This window comes from Variovorax sp. FG153, assembly GCF_057809595.1.
Map to the genome: position 1 here is coordinate 261,841 of NZ_JBMDKG010000002.1, position 17,626 is coordinate 279,466.

Sequence of the window (17,626 nt, forward strand, 5' to 3'; positions counted from 1 at the left end):
GCGCCGATAGAGGCGGCCGATAGAATCGACCGCAATGCCCCTCGTCCTGCTCGTCGCACTCCCGTTCCTTGCCAGCGTGCTGGCGGCCTTGATGCCGTCGAACGCGCGCAACCGGGAGTCCACGCTCGCGGGGCTGGTCGCGCTGGGCTGCGCGGTGCAGACGGCGTGGCTCTTTCCGCGGCTCGCCAACGGCAACGTGCTGCGCCACGAGATCGAATGGCTGCCCGCGCTGGGCCTGAACCTGGTGTTCCGCATGGACGGCTTCGCCTGGCTGTTCTGCATGCTGGTGCTGGGCATCGGCACGCTGGTGGTGCTCTACGCGCGCTACTACATGTCGGCCTCCGATCCGGTGCCGCGCTTCTTCTCGTTCTTCCTCGCGTTCATGGGCGCGATGATGGGCGTGGTGCTCTCGGGCAACCTGATCCAGATGGTGCTGTTCTGGGAACTCACCAGCCTGTTCTCCTTCCTGCTGATCGGCTACTGGCACCACCGGCGCGATGCCCGGCGCGGCGCGCGCATGGCGCTCACGGTCACCGGCGCGGGCGGGCTGTGCCTGCTGGCCGGCGTGCTGGTGCTGGGCCGCATCGTCGGCAGCTACGAGCTCGACGTGGTGCTGGCCTCGGGCGACGTCATCCGCGCCCATGCGCTGTACCCGGTGGCGCTGGTGCTGATCCTGCTGGGCGCCTTCACCAAGAGCGCGCAGTTCCCGTTCCACTTCTGGCTGCCGCGCGCCATGGCCGCGCCCACGCCGGTGTCGGCCTACCTGCACTCGGCCACCATGGTGAAGCTCGGCGTGTTCCTGATGGCGCGGCTGTGGCCCGTGCTCTCGGGCACCGAGCAGTGGTTCTGGCTGGTGGGCGGCGCGGGCGCGATCACGCTGCTGCTCGGCGGCTTCATCGCGATGTTCCAGCGCGACCTCAAGGCACTGCTGGCCTACTCGACCATCTCGCACCTCGGCCTCATCACCCTGCTGCTGGGCCTCAACAGCCCGCTCGCGGCGGTGGCGGCGGTGTTCCACGTCATGAACCACGCGACCTTCAAGGCCTCGCTGTTCATGGCCGCCGGCATCATCGACCACGAGACCGGCACGCGCGACATCCGCAAGCTCAGCGGCCTGATGAAGCTGATGCCGATCACCGGCACGCTGGCCATCATCGCCAGCGCCTCGATGGCCGGCGTGCCGCTGCTCAACGGCTTCCTCTCGAAGGAGATGTTCTTCGCCGAGACGGTGTTCATCCAGTCCACGCCCTGGGTCGACTTCAGCCTGCCGCTGATCGCCACGCTGGCCGGCATCTTCAGCGTGGCCTATTCGGCGCGCTTCGTGTTCGACGTGTTCTTCGGCGCGCCCTGCGGCAACGAGGTGCCCAAGCCCCCGCACGAGCCGCCGCACTGGATGCGCGTGCCGGTCGAGCTGCTGGTGCTGATCTGCCTGGTGGTGGGCGTGGCGCCGGCCTGGTCGGTCGGCCCGATGCTGGCCACCGCGGCCGCGCCCGTGGTCGGCGGCATCCTGCCCGAGTACAGCCTGGCCGTGTGGCACGGCTTCAACCTGCCGCTCCTGATGAGCTTCGTCGCCCTGGCGGGCGGCGCCGGGCTCTACCTGCTGCAGCGCCGCCAGCGCGCGGCCGGCGGCCTCGAGAACACGCCGCTCCTGCACCGCTTCGACGGCCAGGTGATCTTCGAGCACCTGATCGCGCTGCTGAGCGAGGCCGGCCGCCGCAGCCGCCGCCTGTTCGGCACGCGCCGCATGCAGACCCAGCTGCTGCTGCTCGTGGTGGTGGCCGTGGCCGGCGCCTTCGCGGCGCTCAAGCAGACGCCCGCGGCCGCCGGCACGCGCGAACTGCTGCCCTTCTCGCCGATGTTCGCCATGACCTGGCTGATCGGCGGCGTCTGCGCGCTGGCCGCCGCCTGGCAGGCCAAGTTCCACCGGCTCGCGGCGCTGATGCTGGCCGCGGGCGCGGGCCTGGTCTCGTGCGTCACCTACATCTGGTTCTCGGCGCCCGACCTCGCGCTCACGCAGCTGGTGGTCGAGGCCGTGACCACCGTGCTGATCCTGCTGGGCCTGCGCTGGCTGCCGATGCGCAGCAAGGACGCGGTGCAGACCGCGAGCGCGCGCCTGCGCCCCTGGGGCCGGCGCGGCCGCGACCTGCTGGTGGCCACCGTCGCGGGCTGCGGCATGGCGGCGCTGGCCTGGGCCATGATGACGCGCACCTTCCCGCAGAGCATCTCGCCCTTCTTCCTCGAGCGCGCGCTCAGCGAGGGCGGCGGCACCAACGTGGTCAACGTGATGCTGGTCGACTTCCGCGGCTTCGACACCTTCGGCGAGATCACCGTGCTCGGCGTGGTGGCGCTCACCGTCTATGCGCTGCTGCGCCGCTTCCGGCCCGCGGTCGAATCGATGGCGCTGCCGCCGCAGCAGCGCGCCCAGGCCGACGACGGCAGCAGCGACCTGCTGAACCCGCGCCGCGCCAAGGACACCGCCGTCGGCTACCTGATGGTGCCCGCGGTGCTGGTGCGCCTGCTGCTGCCGCTGTCGGTGCTGGTGGCGGTCTATCTCTTCATGCGCGGCCACAACGCGCCCGGTGGCGGCTTCGTCGCGGGGCTGGTGATGTCGGTGGCGCTGGTGCTGCAGTTCATCGTCTCGGGCACCGAGTGGGTGGAGGAGCACCTGCGCATCTACCCGCGCCGCTGGATCGCGATCGGTCTGCTGTTCGCGCTGGGCACCGGCGGCGGCGCTGTCTTCTTCGGCTACCCCTTCCTGACCACGCACACCGCCCACCTGCACCTGCCGGTGCTCGGCGACATCCACGTGCCCAGCGCCCTGTTCTTCGACATCGGCGTGTTCGCGCTGGTGCTCGGTGCCACCATGCTGATCCTCACCGCGCTCGCGCACCAGTCGGTGCGCAGCCATCGCTGGGCCGACGAGCAGGCCGAGAAGGAGGCGCAGGCCGAAGCGGATGCGCTGGCGGCCGGCGCCACGCCGGAGGGAGCGCGCTGATGGAAATCGTGCTCGCCCTCGCGATCGGCGTGCTGACCGGCTCGGGTGTCTACCTGCTGCTGCGTCCGCGCACCTTCCAGGTGATCATGGGCCTCACGCTCATCTCGTACGCGGTCAATCTCTTCATCTTCAGCATGGGCCGGCTCAAGGTCGACAGCGAGCCGGTGCTGATCCCCGGCTTCGCGGCCACCCTGGCCAACACCGCCGACCCGATGCCGCAGGCGCTGGTGCTCACCGCGATCGTGATCGGCTTCGCGATGACCGCGCTGTTCCTGGTGGTGCTGCTGGCCTCGCGCGGCCTGACCGGCACCGACCACGTGGACGGCGAGGAACGCCAGGAGCAGGAGGAGGCGCGCGAATGACCGAGCTCTTCAGCCTGCTCGACCGCTTGCTCGACATCAGCATGCCGCACCTGGTGGCGGTGCCGATCCTGGTGCCGATGCTCACGGCCGCCTTGATGCTGCTGCTGGGCGAGCAGCGCCGCCGTACCAAGTCCTTCCTCAGCGTGGTCTCGGGCCTGGTGGGCCTCATGGCCGCGCTGGCGCTGCTGCGCTGGGTCAACGCGGCCGACACCGGCGGCGGCCCGGGCTCGATCGGCGTCTACCTGCCGGGCAACTGGCGCGCGCCCTTCGGCATCGTGCTGGTGGCCGACCGGCTCTCGACCATGATGGTGGCGCTGACCGGCGTGATCGCCTTCGCCGCCTCGATCTACTCCACCTCGCGCTGGGACCGCGCGGGCGTGCACTTCCATCCGCTGCTGCAGCTGCAGCTCATGGGCCTGAACGGCGCCTTCCTCACCGGCGACCTGTTCAACCTGTTCGTGTTCTTCGAGGTCATGCTGGCCGCCTCCTACGGCCTGCTGCTGCACGGCTCGGGCCGGCTGCGGGTTCAGGCCGGGCTGCACTACATCGCGATCAACCTCGCCGCTTCCTCGCTGTTCCTGATCGGCGCGGCCATGCTGTACGGCGCCACCGGCACGCTCAACATGGCCGATTTGGGGCTGCGCATCGCCGAGCTCGCGCCCGGCGACCGCGGCCTGGTGCACGCGGCCGCGGCCATCCTGTTCACCGCCTTCTTCGCCAAGGCCGGGGCCTGGCCGCTCAACTTCTGGCTGGTACCGGCCTACAGCGCGGCCGTGTCGCCGGTGGGCGCGGTGTTCGCGCTGCTCACCAAGCTCGGCGTCTACACCGTGCTGAGGCTGTGGACCGTGCTGTTCGCGCCCGACACCGGCGCCTCGGCCGAGTTCGGCCAGGTGGTGCTGATCGGCGCCGGCATCGCCACCCTGTTCGTCGCGGCCATCGGCATCGTCGGCACGCAGCGGCTGTCGAACCTCGCGGGCTTCAGCGTGCTGATCTCGGCCGGCACGCTGCTCACCGCCGTGGGATTGGGCCAGCCCGATGTCTGGGCCGGTGCGCTGTTCTACATGCTGAGCTCCACCCTCGCGGTGGCGGCCTTCTTCCTGCTGATCGACATGATCGAGCGCTGGCGCAACGCCGGCATGAGCGTGGCGCCGCACGAGGCCGCCGGCACCGCCCCCTTCCTGGCCGAGGACCTGAGCGCGCTGAGCGACGTGAACCTCGACGACGACGCGCAGGCGCTCTACGGCCGCGCCATTCCGGCCGGCGTGGCCTTCCTGGGCCTGAGCTTCATGATCTGCACGCTGCTGCTCACGGGCCTGCCGCCGCTGTCGGGCTTCGTCGGCAAGTTCGCGATGCTCTCGGGGCTGATGGGCTCGAGCGCCGCCCTCACCGCCGCCGACTGGACCTTCCTCGTGCTGCTGATCGCCTCGGGCTTCCTCGCGCTGATCGCGCTGACCCGCACCGGCATCCGCCATTTCTGGACCCAGCCGCACGGCAACCTGCCCTCGCTGCCCGCGCTCGAGGTGCTGCCGGTGGCCGGGCTGATCGCGGCCTGCATCGCGCTCACCGTCTGGTCCGAGCCGGTGCTGCGCCACGCGATGGCCACCGCCGAGGGCCTGCGCACGCCGAGCGCCTACCGCGAAGCGGTGATGGGCGCGCGGCAGGTGCCGAACCCGGCGCCCAAGGGCGATACGAAGGCCGGCACGCCATGAAGCGCCTGATCCCCTCCCCGCCGCTGTCGGTCGCGCTGTTCGTCGTCTGGCTGCTGCTCAACCAGTCGCTCGAGGCCAGCACGCTGGTGTCGGGCCTGCTGCTGGCGGTCGCCGTGCCGCTGCTGACCAAGGGCCTGCGGCCCGCCACCGTGCGCATGCGCCGGCCCGGCGTGGCGCTGCGGCTGTCGGCCGTCGTGCTCTACGACATGTCGCTGTCGGTGTTCGCGGTGGCGCGCGCGCTGCTCACGCGCCGCAGCGACCGGATCCATTCGAACTTCCTGCGCATACCGCTCGATTTGCGCGACCCCAACGGCCTCGCGGTGCTCGCGATGATCATGTGCCTCACGCCCGGCACCGCCTGGGGCGAGGTGGCCTTCGACCGCAGCACCCTGCTGATCCACGTCTTCGACCTCGACGACGAGGCGGCCTTCATCGCGCAGATCAAGAGCCGCTACGAACGTCCGCTGATGGAGATCTTCGAATCATGACGCCCATCCTCTTCTGGTCGCTCAAGTTCGCGCTGTTCCTGCTCGCGGTGGCGATGCTGTGCGCCGTCGCGCGCCTGCTGATCGGCCCCACCGCGCAGGACCGCGTGATGGCGCTCGACTGCCTCTACATCAACGGCATGCTGATGATGCTGGTGCTGGGCATCGTCTACGCGAGCGACGTGTACTTCGGCGCCGCGATGCTGATCGCGCTGTTCGGCTTCGTCAGCTCGACGGCGATGGCCAAGTTCCTGCTGCGCGGGGAGGTCATCGAATGAGCGATTTCATCGTGGGGCCGCTGCCGCTGTGGGCCGAGGTCGTCACCGGCGTGTTCGCCGTGCTGGGCGCGGCCTTCGCGGCCATCGGCTCCTTCGGCCTGGTGCGGCTGCCGAGCTTCTTCCGCCGCATCCACGCGCCCACCCTGGGCGCCACCGGCGGCGTGTGGTCGATGATGGTCGCGACCATCGTCTACTTCTCGGTGCAGAGCCACAGCCTGTTCCTGCACGCGACCCTGATCGCGCTGTTCGTGGCGCTCACCACGCCCGTCACCACCATCTTCCTGATGCGCGCCGCGCTGTTCCGCGAGCGGCAGAAGCACGGCGACGTGCCGCCGCCCGCGCCCTCGGACCAGGGGCCGATCCCGCCCTACAAGGGCTGAAGGCCCGCGGCGTGCCGGGCGCTCAGGGCGCCATGCGCACGTTCCTGTCGAGGAAGTCGTTGCTGAACAGCAGCGCGGGGTCGTAGGGCTTCTCGATGCCGATCAGCGACGAGACCAGCTCGTAGTCGGCCTTCACGCGCGCGCCGTCGAAGGCGCCGAGCGCCACCTTGGTGGTGGTGTCGTCGCGCATCAGCTGCTTGATGCGTTCCCACTGGTCGCGCTGGTTGTCGGGCGACAGGCCGCTCACGCTCGCGGTCAGCGCCTGCAGGCAGGGCGCGAAGTCCTTCACGCAGGCTGCGTAGGCACGCTGCGTGACGGCGACGAACTTCTTCACCTGCTCGGGCTTCTTCGCGAGGTAGGCGCCGTTGACGATCAGCGAGTTGCCGTAGACGTTCACGCCCGCCGTGCGCCAGGGCTGGAAGCCGAGGTCGTCGCCGAACTCGCGCACCTTGAGGTCGTGCTCGTTGTAGAAGTCGCTGATGATGTCGACCGACTTGCTCTTGAGCGCCGCCACCTTGGCCTGCGGGCTCACGTTGACGAAGCTCACGCTGGCCGGATCGAGCCCGGTCTTCTTGGCGAAGGCCGGCCACATCAGGCGCGCGGCGTCGCCCGGCGGGTTGCCGATCTTGCGGCCCGCGAAGTCCTTCGGCCCCTGGATGCCCGAGGACTTGAGCCAGTAGAAGCCCTGCGGGCTGTTGGCGTAGATCACCATCAGCGCCTTCACGTCGGCGCCCTTGCCGCGGGCCTGGATGGTGGTCGGCAGGTCGGAGATGCCGAGCTCGCTGCCGCCCGTGCCCACGCGCTGCGCCGACACGGCCGAGCCCTTGCCGGCCTCGATGTTGAGGTCGATGCCGGCCTCCGAATACCAGCCCTTGGACTTGGCGTAGTAGAGCGGCGCATGGTCCGCCGTGGGCGTCCAGTTGAGCATCAGGCTCATGGAATCGGCGGCGAATGCCGCGGGCCCCTGCAGCGCGAGAACGGCGGCGGCGCCAGCCACCGACAACAGCTTTTTCATGCAGCTCACTCCAAAAGAAGGTACAAACAGATCCTGAAATTCATATTACCAACTGTTTGGTTGACAGGCAATCGAAGCCTTCCCGCCCTGGAGACAGAATCCGACCATGCCTTCCGCCACCTCCCGCAAGTCCGCCGCACCCGCCGCCACCCCCGCGGCTCCTGTCGCCACGCGCCGCGAGCGCGACCCCGTCGCCGCCAAGCAGGCGCTGATCGCCGCCGCGGTCGCCGAGTTCGCGACCAAGGGCTTCGCGGGCGCGCGCGTCGACGAGATCGCCTCCGCCGCGGGCGTGAACAAACAGCTCGTCTACCACTACTTCGAGAACAAGCAGGGGCTGTACCTGGTGGCGCTCGAATCGGTCTATGCCGAGATCCGCGAGAAGGAGCAGAAGCTCGAGCTCGGCGCGCTCGAGCCGCGCGAGGCGATGGCGCAGCTGGTGGCCTTCTCCTTCGACTACCTGGCCGAGCATCCGGAGTTCATCGCCATGCTGGCCGACGAGAACCGCAACCGCGGCGAGCACCTGCACGAGTCGGAGCGGCTGCAGAAGATGCACTCGCCCTTCATCGAGATGCTCGAGGCCACGCTCGAGCGCGGCGTGGCCGCGGGCGTGTTCCGCGCCGACTTCGACGCGATCAACCTCTACATCTCGATCGCCGGCATCTCCTACTTCTTCTTCTCGAACAACCACACGCTGTCGGCCATCTTCGGCACGCCGCTCGACGCGCGCGGCGCGCTGCTCAAGCGCCGGCGCCACGTGATCGAGTTCGCGCTCAACGCGCTGCGGCCCTGAGCGCCCGCGGCCCTCGCGCCGCTTTTTATCAACTAGTTGGTTGACTCGACCGGCCAGCCTGCCTATGATCCGCCGCATTGTTTCCTTCCACAGGAATTGAGATGACGGCATCCGACGGCGCCTCCCCGCCCACCGCAAGCTCCGCGCCGCTGCCCGGCGAACGCCCCGCCTGGCAGCGCTGGGCCGTGGTGGTCGCGGTGCACGTCGCCGCCGTGCTGCTGTGGGAGTTCGCGGTGCGCGCCTTCCAGATCCAGCCCTTCGTGCTGCCGGCGCCCTCGAAGGTGCTCGCCACGCTGGCCAATCCGCAGCACGCCTGGCTCATGAACACCGGCGTCACCGCACTCGAGGTGTTCGGCGGCTACGTGCTGGGCCTGGTGCTCGGCATCCTATGCGCGCTGCTGTTCGTCACCAGCCGGCGGCTGATGCTGGTGGCCTTCCCGCTGCTGGTCACGCTCAACATGATCCCGAAGGTGGCGATGGGCCCGCTGGTGATCGTGTGGTTCAGCTACGGCATCGGACCGAACATCCTGATCACCTTCAGCCTGTGCTTCTTCCCGATCCTGCTGACCACGATCCGCGGCCTCAACGAGACCGAGCCCGAACTGCTCGACCTCGTGCGCGCGCTCAAGGGCTCGCGCTGGCAGCTGTTTCGCTACATCCAGCTGCCGGGCTCGCTGCCCTACGTGTTCTCGGGCATGAAGGTCGCCACCATCCTCGCGGTCGCGGGTGCGGTGGTGGGCGAGTTCATCGCGTCGGAGCGCGGCCTGGGCTACCTGATGATCCAGGTGCAGGCCTCGCTCGACACCCCCGCGGTCTTCATGGCCGTGCTCCTCATCACCGGCCTGGGCGTGCTGCTCTACCTGCTGGTGCTGCTGCTGGAGCGCCTCTTCATCACCCAGGACGCCCGAATCCAATGAACACCACCACGCCCGTGCTCGACGACCTCCCCTTCCCCGAACGCTTCGACACAGAGGCCGCGCTCGAGGACTACCTCGCCACGCCCTCGCGCGACCTGCTGCGCGACATGGCGCGCATCGACGGCGACCTGATGGTGCTCGGCGTCGGCGGCAAGATGGGCCCGACGCTCGCGCGGCTGGCGAAGAACGCGATGCCGGGCCGGCGCGTGATCGCGGTGGCGCGCTTCAGCGAGGCCGGCGTGCGCGAGGCGCTCGAGGCGCACGGCATCGAGACCCTGGCCTGCGACCTGCTCGACGCCGAGGCGATCGCGCAGCTGCCGCGCACGCCCAACGTGGTCTTCATGGCCGGGCGCAAGTTCGGCGCCGATGCCGACAACCCGCTGACCTGGGCCATGAACGCGCACGTGCCGGCGCTGGTGGCGCAGCACTTCAGCGGCTCGCGCATCGTGGCCTTCTCCACCGCCTGCGTCTATCCCTTCGTGCCGGTGATCGGCCAGGGCGCGCAAGAGAGCGAGGCGCCCAATCCGCCCGGCGAGTACGCCAACTCCTGCGTGGGCCGCGAGCGCATGTTCGAGTACTTCTCGCAGCGCCACGGCACGCCGGGCCGGCTGTTCCGCCTGAGCTACGCCATCGACCTGCGCTACGGCGTGCTGGCCGACGTGGCCGGCAAGGTCTGGCGCGGCGAGCCGGTGGACGTGACCATGGGCCACGTCAACGTGATCTGGCAGGGCGATGCCAACGCGCAGGCGCTGCGCTGCCTCGCGGCCGCGACGGTGCCGACCTCGCCGCTCAACGTGAGCGGCCCCGAGACCACCTCGATCCGCTGGCTGGCCGAGGAGTTCGGCCGCCGCTTCGGCAAGCCGGTGCAGATCGCGGGCAGCGAGGCGCCCACCGCCTGGCTCATGAACACCGGCGAGGCCGAGCGCCTGTTCGGCTATCCGCGCGTGCCGCTGTCGCAGCTCGTGGGCTGGGTCGCCGACTGGATCGCGCGCGAGCAGCGCCAGTACGGCAAGCCGACCAAGTTCGAATCGCGCGACGGCAAGTACTGAAGGAAGACACCGTGTCCGCCACCGCCCTCGTCGAAACGCTGGACGCGCTCTCGCCGCGCGACCTGCCGCAGCTGGACGCGCTGGTCGCGGCCAGCGGCTGGAACCAGCTCGCGGCGGACTGGCGGCTGTTCGAGCGGCTCGGCAGCGTGCATGCGATACGCGACGCTGAAGGAACGATCGTCGCGAGCGGCGCTGTGCTGCCGCTGGAGCGCGCAGCCGACGCACCACGCAACCAGCCCGGCGCCGCCTGGATCAGCATGATCCTCGTGGCCCCCGCCGCGCGCGGGCAGGGCCTGGGCCGCGCGGTGTTCGCGCACTGCCTCGAGCGCGTGCGCGCGCAGGGCCGCGTCGCGATGCTCGATGCCACGCCGCAGGGCGAGCCGCTCTATGCGAGCTTCGGTTTCGCACCGCTGTGGCGGCTCACGCGCTGGCGCCGCGAGGCGCTCGCGCATGCGGCCGATCCCGCGCCGGTCGACCGGCCCGATGCCGCACCGCTCGCCGCGCTCGACACCGAGGCCCTGGGCCTCGCCCGCCCCCAGGTGCTCGCCGACCTGCTCGCGCGCCCAGGCAGCCGCTGCGTGCGCGACGGCCGCGCCTTCGCCCTCGTGCGCGAGGGCCGCGTCGCCCATCACGTCGGCCCGCTGCTCGCGGCCGACGAGGCCCATGCCCGCGCGCTGCTGCCGCGCGCGCTCGCGGGCCTCGCCGGCCCGGTGCTGATCGACGTGCCCGACGGCCGCGCGCGCCTCGCACAGGCACTGCGCGCGGCCGGCTTCGAACCCCAGCGCGGCTTCGCACGCATGGCGCTGCCGCCCGCGGGCACGGCGGCGCCGGCCGGTCATCCCTCGTTCATCCACGCCATTGCCGGCCCCGAGTTCGGCTGAGGACTTCGCACATGCCATTGAACCGCTCCGACCTGCCCGCCGACGTGCTCGCGCTGCTCGCCAAGGGCACCGTGATCCCGGCCCATCCGCTCGCGCTCGATGCCGAGCGCCGCTTCGACCGCCGGCGCCAGCGCGCGCTCACGCGCTACTACGTCGATGCCGGCGCGGGCGGGCTCGCGGTCGGCGTGCACACCACGCAGTTCGCGATCCGCGAGCGCGGCCTCTATGCCGAGGTGCTCAAGGCCGCGATGGCCGACCGCCTGGCCTGGAGCGACCGGCCGATGGCGATGATCGCCGGCCTCTGCGGCCCCACCGCGCAGGCGAGCGCCGAGGCACGCACCGCCGTCTCGCTCGGCTACCACGCGGGCCTCCTGAGCCTGGCCGCGCTGGCCGGCGCCTCGGAAGACGCGCTGATCGCCCACTGCGAGGCGGTGGCGCAAGAGATCCCGCTGATCGGCTTCTACCTGCAGACCGTGGTCGGCGGCCCGGTGCTGTCGAGCGACTTCTGGCGCCGCTTCGCATCGATCCCGAACGTGCTCGCGATCAAGGTCGCGCCCTTCAACCGCTATCGCACCATCGACGTGGTGCGCGGCGTGATCGAGGCGCGCGCCGAGGAGCGCGTGTTCCTCTACACCGGCAACGACGACCACATCGTGCTCGACCTCGCCCTGCCCTTCGCGGCCATGCGCGACGGCGCGCCGGTGCAGGTGCGTTTTCGCGGCGGGCTGCTGGGCCACTGGTCGGTGTGGACCGCGGGCGCGGTGCGACTGCTCGCGCGCATCCAGGCCGAGCTGGCGGCCGGCCACGGCACGCTGAGCCCCGAGCTGCTCGCGCTCGATGCGCGCGTGACCGACTGCAACGCCGCCTTCTTCGACGTGGCGAACAATTTCCACGGCTGCATCGCGGGCTGCCACGAGGTGCTGCGGCGCCAGGGGCTGCTCGAGGGCATCTGGTGCCTCGACCCGGCCGAAGGGCTGGGCGCGGGCCAGTCGGTGGAGATCGACCGCGTGTACGCCGCGCACGGCGACCTCGCCGACGATGCCTTCGTGCGCGACAACCTCGCACGGTGGCTGGCATGACCGCGACCGCCGTCCGCGCCGAGGTCGAAGTGCCGCTGATCCGCATGCGCGGCCTGCGCAAGGTCTACCGCCGCCGCGACCAGGAGTTCCTCGCGGTCTCCGACGTCACGATGGACATCCACGCGGGCGACATGGTGTCGCTGGTCGGCCCCTCGGGCTGCGGCAAGTCGACGCTGCTGAAGATCCTCGCCGGGCTGCACGGCCACGACGGCGGCACGCTCGAGATCGGCGGCGACCAGGCCTTCGAGCCGGGCCGCGACGTGGGCATGGTGTTCCAGCAGCCGCTGCTGCTGAAGTGGCGCACCATCCTCGAGAACGTGCTGCTGCCGGCCGACATCCTGGGCCTCGACCGCAAGGCCGCGACGCAGCGCGCGCACGAACTGCTCGAGATGGTCGGCCTCGCGGGCTTCGCCGACAAGCGGCCCTACGAGCTCTCGGGCGGCATGCAGCAGCGCGCCGCGATCGCGCGCGCGCTGATCCACGAACCCAAGCTGGTGCTGATGGACGAGCCCTTCGGCGCGCTCGATGCGCTCACGCGCGAGAAGATGAACCTCGAGATGCTGCGGATCTGGGAGCGCAGCCGCACCACCTTCGTGGTGGTCACGCACAGCATCCAGGAGGCGGTGTTCCTCGGCTCGCACTGCGCGGTGCTCACGGCGGGGCCGGCGCGCATGGCCGACTTCTTTCCGATCGAGCTGCCAGCGCCGCGCACGCTGCACATCAAGACCAGCGCCGAGTTCGGCCTCTACGTGCGGCGCATCTACGACCTGCTCGGCGTCGAATAGACCCTGCGGCTCAGGCCGGCAGCAGCCGTTCCTTGGCGCGCGCCACTTCCATCTCGCGCGGCAGCGGCACGGCGTTCTTCACCGCGAGGATCTCCGCCATCACGCTGACCGCGATCTCGGGCGGCGTCTTGCTGCCGATGTAGATGCCGATCGGCCCGCGCAGCCGCGCCAGCGATTCGGCGGTCTGGTCGAAGTGCTCGATCATGCGGTCGCGCCGCGCGTCGGCATTGCGGCGCGAACCGATCGCGCCCACGTAGAAGGCATCGCTCTGCAGCGCCTCCAGCAGCGCGAGGTCGTCGAGCTTGGGGTCGTGCGTGAGCGCCACCACGCAGCTGCGGCGGTCGGGCCGGAAGGCCAGCACCGCATCGTCGGGCATCTCGGTGGTGATCTGCACGCCGGGCAGCGACCAGGCGGTGCGGTACTCGGCGCGCGGATCGCACAGCGTGACCGCGAAGCCGCTGAACTTGGCCATCGTCGCGAGGTACTCGGCGAGCTGGCCGGCGCCGATCAGCAGCATGCGGTACTCGGGGCCGAAGGTGTTGGCGAGCTCGGTGTCGTTCACCGTGAGTTCGTCGGGCGCCTTGGCCTCCTCGAGCCGCACCACGCCCGTGGCCAGCTCGACGGTGCGCCGCATCAGCCGGCCCTGCTCGAGCTGCGACACCAGCGTGTCGAGCGCACCCGCGTCGGGCGCGTACTCGAGCAGCAACTCGAGCGTGCCGCCGCAGGGCAGGCCGAAGCGGTGGGCCTCGTCGGCCGTGATGCCGTACTTCACCAGCGCGGGCGGCGCGCCCAGCGGCACCTCCTGGGCCTGGCCGTGGGCGTGGCTGTAGCGCGCGATCAGGTCGTCCTCGATGCAGCCGCCCGAGACCGAGCCGACCACCGCGCCGTCCTCGGCCAGCGCCATGATCGAGCCCACGGGCCGCGGCGACGAGCCCCAGGTGCGCACCACCGTGGTCAGCAGCGCGCGCTTGCCGGCACGCCGCCAGTCGCGCAGCGTGCGCAGCACCATCACGTCGAGGTTTTCCATCGCGTCTTCTTTCGTGGGGGCCGGAGCCTGGCGGCCGTCTCAGCCGCCGCTGGAGGAGTCGCCGCCCGTGCCGGGCTCGGCGTCCTTGTCCGATTTCTTGCCGAGGCCGATCTTCTTCATGAAGCCGGCCACCGCGCCGGTCTTCTCGGCCTGCGCTTCCGCATTCTCGGGCGCGGCCGCAGGCGGCGGGCCGTAGCGGCTTTGCATTTCGGCTTCGAAGCGCTTGAAGAAATCGTCGGCCGTGGACTTGGCCGCGCCGTCGATCAGGCGCTGGCCGAGCTGGGCGATCTTGCCGCCGACCTGGGCCTGCACGGTGTAGTCGAGCTCGCAGCCGGCGGGGGCGAGGGCCGGGGCCGGCTCGGCGCCCTCGGCCACGGGCGCATCCGCGGGCGCGGCCGGCGCGGCATCGGCCAGCGGCCGCAAGGTCACGCTCGACGAGCCCTTGGCGAAGCCGGCCACGCCGCCCTGCCCTTCGAAGGTGAGCTTGTAGCCGTCGGGCGCGACGATGTCCGAGAGCATCACCTTGCCGCTGAACTTGGCCGACACCGGGCCGATCTTGACCGCGAGGCCCACGCTGTAGGTGTTCTCACCCGTGAGCTCGAACTTGTCGCAGCCGGGAATGCACTTCTTGAGCGTTTCCGGGTCGTTGAGCGCCTCCCAGGCCTGTTGCTGGGTGATGGCGAGCCGGCGGTTACCGAGCATTTCCATGGTGGTGTTTCCTTCTTGTGATCCTGTCCCGCGGCCCGAAGGCGGCTAGCGCCCCGACCGCATCAGTGCCGCGAGACTCGCGGCCAGCTGTTCGAGCGCGCTGAGATTGTGAACCGCGAGCATCGCGTCCGCATGGCGGTGCAGCACGCCGGCCCCACGCGCCAAAGGGGCGTAGCCCTCGAAGCGCAGCAGCGGGTTGAGCCACAGCAGCCGGCGCGAATGGCGTTTCAGCCACTGCAGTTCCTGCGCGAGCTGGGCCGGCTCGCCGGTGTCGAGCCCGTCGCTGATGACCAGCACCAGCGTGCGGCGGCCGGTCAGCCGGCGCGCATGGCGCTGGCGCAGCTCGGCCAGCGAGCTGCCGAGCCGCGTGCCGCCCGCGAAATCGTCGATCGCGAGGCTGGCCGCGCCCAGCATGTCGTCGGTGTCGGCCAGCCGGAAGGCCGGCGTGAGGTCGGTCAGCCCGGTGCCGAAGGCGAACACGTCGCGCCGGCCCGCGCGCCGCGTGGCCGCGTGCAGGAAGGCCAGCAGCAGCCGCGCATAGCGCTCCATCGAGCCCGAGACGTCGACCAGCACCAAGAGCGGCAGCGGCTGTTCGCGCCGCGCCAGCCGCGGCAGGCGCAGCATCTCGCCGCCGGTGCGCGCCGCCTCGTGCAGCACGCCGGGCCAGTGCATGCGCGCATGGCGGCCGTTCTCGCCGGCCGGGCGCAGGCGCCGCGTGGGCAGCCGCGGCACGGGCAGCGAGATGTCGCGCGCCAGCCGCTCGACCAGCCGGTACTCGGCCGCGCCCAGCGCGTTGAAGTCGGCATGGTGCAGCCGCTGGCGGTCGCTCGCGGTCATGGCGGCGTCGAACTCGACTTCCTTGTCGGGCAGAGCGGCCAGCGCCGGCTTGTGCGGATCGCGCGGCGCGGCCAGCGCCTCGCGCACGCGCGGCCGGCGCTTCGAGGGCTCGGCCTTGCCCTCGGCGCTCGGCAGCATCTGCGCGAGCAGCTTGTTGGCGAGTTCGGGATCGCGGAACCAGGCGTCGAACAGCTCGCGGAACACCAGCCGGTCCTGCTCGCGGCTGACCATCACGGCCTCGAGCGCGGCGCTCAGGTCGAGCCGGCGTTCCACGCCGACCAGCGAGGCAGCCTCCTCGGCCAGCGCGATGCGCGCGGCGTCGGTGCGCACGCCCGCGCGGCGCAGCGCCCGGCCGAAGGCGGCGATGTTGCCGGCCAGCTTGCCGGTGCGGGCGTCGCCTAGCTGTTGCATCGCGGCCTCATCTCACGCGCCGGCCTGCTCCGGTTCCGGCTTCAGCAGCTCGCTCGCCAGCTCGCGCGTCAGCGCCGCCACGTCGTCGCGCTGCTTGAACAGGATGCCGGCGGTGTCGGACACCACCTCGGGGTCGAGCTCGATCGTGTCGAGCGCGATCAGCGCGCGCGCCCACTCCACGCTCTCGGCAATGCCGGGCGCGCGCTGGAAGGCGTTGACGAAGGGCGCGCTGCGCAGGCGGGCCGCGAAATCGGCCACCTGCGCCGACAGCTTCTCGCCCACGCCCGGCACCTGGGCACGCACGATGGCCAGTTCGCGTTCGCGCTCGGGATAGTCGAGCCAGTGGTAGAGACAGCGCCGCTTCACGGCGTCGTTGAGTTCGCGCGTGCGGTTGCTCGTGAGGATGGTGACCGGCGCCACCGCGGCGCGGATGGTGCCGAGCTCGGGAATGCTGACCTGGTACTCGCCGAGGTACTCGAGCAGGAAGGCCTCGAAGGGCTCGTCGGCGCGGTCGACCTCGTCGATCAGCAGCACCGCGCCCGGGGCCGGCGCCTGCAGCGCCTGCAGCAGCGGGCGACGGATCAGGTAGTGCGGCTGGTAGACCTCGGCCTCGACGTCGCGCACCGCGCCCGAGGCCTCGACCGCGCGCATGTGCAGCAGTTGCGCCGCGTAGTTCCATTCGTAGAGCGCCTCGCGCTGCTCGAGGCCGTCGTAGCACTGCAGCCGCAGCAGCTCGCGCTGCAGCGCCTTGGCCAGCGCCTTCGCGAGCTCGGTCTTGCCCACGCCGGGCTCGCCCTCGAGCAGCAGCGGGCGCTGCAGCTTCAGCGCGAGGAACACGGCGGTCGCGAGCCGGCGGTCGGCGTAGTAGCCGGCGCGCAGCAGGCCGTCGGTGAGGGAGTCGATGGTCTCGAAGGTCATGGCCTAGGGTAATGCACGGCCGCAGGGAGGACGCCGGGAAGCGGACATCCGGACGCAGAGGACGCGAAGGTTTCGCGAAGGGCGCGAAAGGGAAACCGAAAAACTTCTTCGGATGTTCTTTTGCGCCCTTCGCGAAACCTTCGCGTTCTTCGCGTCCGGTCAGCCCGTGTTCGACGGCTGCTGGATCAGCCCAGCGCCTTCGTCACCGCGCGCTGCGTCAGCACGTTGATCAGGTTGGCGCGGTAGGCCGCCGTGGCGTGCAGGTCGGTGTTGAGCTCGCTGGCGTCGATCTTCACGCCGGCCGCGGCGGCGGCGGTGAAGCTCTTGTTCAGCGCATCCTCGAGCCCCGCGTGCCGGAACACGCCGTTGCCCGCGCCGGTGATGGCCACGCGCACGCCGCTGTCGTACTGCGCGAGGAACACGCCGACCAGCGGGAAATGCGAGGCCTTCTGGCGCAGCTTCTCGTAGACCGCGCGCTTCGGGATCGGGAAGCGGATCGCGGTGATCAGCTCGCCATCCTCGAGCGCGGTGGTGAACAGGCCCAGGAAGAAGTCGTCGGCCGCGATCTCGCGCTTCGTGGTGACCACGGTCGCGCCCGTTGCCAGCACCGCGCTCGGATAGCAGGCGGCCGGATCGTTGTTGGCCACCGAGCCGCCGATGGTGCCCATCGCGCGCACCTGCCGGTCGCCGATGCGCGAGGCCAGGTCGGCCAGCGCCGGGAAGGCGGCCTTCACCTCGGCGTTGTTGGCCACGTCGAGGTGGCGCGACATGGCACCGATGACGAGGGCATCGCCATCCTTCCGGATGCCGGTGAGTTCCTTGATGCCGCCGAGGTCGACAAGCTGCTCGGGCGCCGACAGGCGCAGCTTCATCGAGGCCAGCAGGGTCTGGCCGCCCGCCAGGGGCTTGCCGCCGGCTTCGGCCAGCTTGACGGCGTCGGCCAGGGCCGCGGGCCGTTCGAACGTGAAGGCGTACATGGGGTGGTTCCTTCTTTATTTAT

18 protein-coding genes are annotated in these 17,626 nt (G+C 70.8%); 12 read left to right on the forward strand and 6 right to left on the reverse strand.

The genetic code is table 11. The annotated features are described in order from the left end of the window. Window positions 1-34 precede the first annotated feature (34 nt). The 6 genes from ACODT0_RS04435 to mnhG are packed head-to-tail and all read left to right on the forward strand — an operon-like array spanning window position 35 to window position 6,209. Entirely contained in the window at window positions 35-2,995 is a 2,961-nt protein-coding gene (locus ACODT0_RS04435; RefSeq protein WP_489040706.1) for a monovalent cation/H+ antiporter subunit A, read from the forward strand. Then, a complete protein-coding gene (locus tag ACODT0_RS04440) occupies window positions 2,995-3,357 on the forward strand; it encodes a Na+/H+ antiporter subunit C (protein WP_057589595.1) in 363 nt (120 codons plus the stop codon). The genes ACODT0_RS04435 and ACODT0_RS04440 overlap by 1 nt, the downstream gene beginning before the upstream one ends. Continuing rightward, a complete protein-coding gene (locus tag ACODT0_RS04445) occupies window positions 3,354-5,066 on the forward strand; it encodes a monovalent cation/H+ antiporter subunit D (protein WP_296730189.1) in 1,713 nt (570 codons plus the stop codon). Before ACODT0_RS04440 ends, ACODT0_RS04445 begins: the two co-directional genes overlap by 4 nt. Beyond that, entirely contained in the window at window positions 5,063-5,554 is a 492-nt protein-coding gene (locus ACODT0_RS04450) for a Na+/H+ antiporter subunit E (protein ID WP_261207567.1), read from the forward strand. The genes ACODT0_RS04445 and ACODT0_RS04450 overlap by 4 nt, the downstream gene beginning before the upstream one ends. Next, the gene (locus tag ACODT0_RS04455; protein ID WP_057589592.1) at window positions 5,551-5,829 is read left to right on the forward strand and encodes a K+/H+ antiporter subunit F; all 279 of its coding nucleotides are present in this window, start codon (window positions 5,551-5,553) and stop codon (window positions 5,827-5,829) included. The genes ACODT0_RS04450 and ACODT0_RS04455 overlap by 4 nt, the downstream gene beginning before the upstream one ends. Continuing rightward, window positions 5,826-6,209, forward strand: coding sequence for a monovalent cation/H(+) antiporter subunit G (mnhG, locus tag ACODT0_RS04460; protein ID WP_261207600.1), 384 nt, complete (start codon window positions 5,826-5,828; stop codon window positions 6,207-6,209). The genes ACODT0_RS04455 and mnhG overlap by 4 nt, the downstream gene beginning before the upstream one ends. Before the next feature lie 22 nt (window positions 6,210-6,231). Here the strand turns inward: mnhG and ACODT0_RS04465 are convergent, their stop codons facing one another. Further along, on the reverse strand, window positions 6,232-7,224 hold the full coding sequence (locus ACODT0_RS04465) for an ABC transporter substrate-binding protein (RefSeq protein ID WP_479671963.1): 993 nt from the start codon (window positions 7,222-7,224) through the stop codon (window positions 6,232-6,234). A gap of 106 nt (window positions 7,225-7,330) precedes the next feature. Here ACODT0_RS04465 and ACODT0_RS04470 point away from each other — a divergent pair, with 106 nt between their 5' ends. The 6 genes from ACODT0_RS04470 to ACODT0_RS04495 all read left to right on the forward strand — a co-directional run bounded on the left by ACODT0_RS04470 (window position 7,331) and on the right by ACODT0_RS04495 (window position 12,725). Continuing rightward, window positions 7,331-8,014: a TetR family transcriptional regulator gene (locus tag ACODT0_RS04470; protein WP_489040707.1), complete on the forward strand. Its 684-nt coding sequence runs from the start codon at window positions 7,331-7,333 to the stop codon at window positions 8,012-8,014. 101 nt (window positions 8,015-8,115) lie between these two features. Next, the gene (locus ACODT0_RS04475; RefSeq protein ID WP_082321787.1) at window positions 8,116-8,931 is read left to right on the forward strand and encodes an ABC transporter permease; all 816 of its coding nucleotides are present in this window, start codon (window positions 8,116-8,118) and stop codon (window positions 8,929-8,931) included. Continuing rightward, window positions 8,928-9,980 (forward strand): NAD-dependent epimerase/dehydratase family protein, encoded by a 1,053-nt coding sequence (locus ACODT0_RS04480; protein WP_489040708.1) that lies wholly within the window; start codon window positions 8,928-8,930, stop codon window positions 9,978-9,980. The genes ACODT0_RS04475 and ACODT0_RS04480 overlap by 4 nt, the downstream gene beginning before the upstream one ends. An 11-nt stretch (window positions 9,981-9,991) precedes the next feature. Further along, the gene (locus ACODT0_RS04485) at window positions 9,992-10,861 is read left to right on the forward strand and encodes a GNAT family N-acetyltransferase (RefSeq protein WP_422097711.1); all 870 of its coding nucleotides are present in this window, start codon (window positions 9,992-9,994) and stop codon (window positions 10,859-10,861) included. Between the two features lie 11 nt (window positions 10,862-10,872). Beyond that, the gene (locus tag ACODT0_RS04490) at window positions 10,873-11,940 is read left to right on the forward strand and encodes a dihydrodipicolinate synthase family protein (RefSeq protein ID WP_489040709.1); all 1,068 of its coding nucleotides are present in this window, start codon (window positions 10,873-10,875) and stop codon (window positions 11,938-11,940) included. Next, a complete protein-coding gene (locus ACODT0_RS04495) occupies window positions 11,937-12,725 on the forward strand; it encodes an ABC transporter ATP-binding protein (protein WP_413764134.1) in 789 nt (262 codons plus the stop codon). Before ACODT0_RS04490 ends, ACODT0_RS04495 begins: the two co-directional genes overlap by 4 nt. 10 nt (window positions 12,726-12,735) lie before the next feature. Here ACODT0_RS04495 and ACODT0_RS04500 read toward each other — a convergent pair whose 3' ends face one another. The 5 genes from ACODT0_RS04500 to ACODT0_RS04520 form a co-directional block, all read right to left on the reverse strand. Beyond that, window positions 12,736-13,752, reverse strand: coding sequence for an XdhC family protein (locus tag ACODT0_RS04500; protein WP_422097713.1), 1,017 nt, complete (start codon window positions 13,750-13,752; stop codon window positions 12,736-12,738). Between the two features lie 39 nt (window positions 13,753-13,791). Then, window positions 13,792-14,460, reverse strand: a complete 669-nt coding sequence (locus ACODT0_RS04505; RefSeq protein ID WP_489040710.1) for an SRPBCC family protein — start codon at window positions 14,458-14,460, stop codon at window positions 13,792-13,794. A gap of 45 nt (window positions 14,461-14,505) precedes the next feature. Next, complete coding sequence (locus ACODT0_RS04510; protein ID WP_489040711.1) at window positions 14,506-15,708, reverse strand: vWA domain-containing protein; 1,203 nt, start codon at window positions 15,706-15,708, stop codon at window positions 14,506-14,508. Between the two features lie 12 nt (window positions 15,709-15,720). Further along, a complete protein-coding gene (locus tag ACODT0_RS04515; RefSeq protein WP_489040712.1) occupies window positions 15,721-16,626 on the reverse strand; it encodes an AAA family ATPase in 906 nt (301 codons plus the stop codon). A 185-nt stretch (window positions 16,627-16,811) separates the two neighbouring features. Then, the gene (locus ACODT0_RS04520; RefSeq protein WP_489040713.1) at window positions 16,812-17,603 is read right to left on the reverse strand and encodes an FAD binding domain-containing protein; all 792 of its coding nucleotides are present in this window, start codon (window positions 17,601-17,603) and stop codon (window positions 16,812-16,814) included. Window positions 17,604-17,626: the final 23 nt, after the last annotated feature.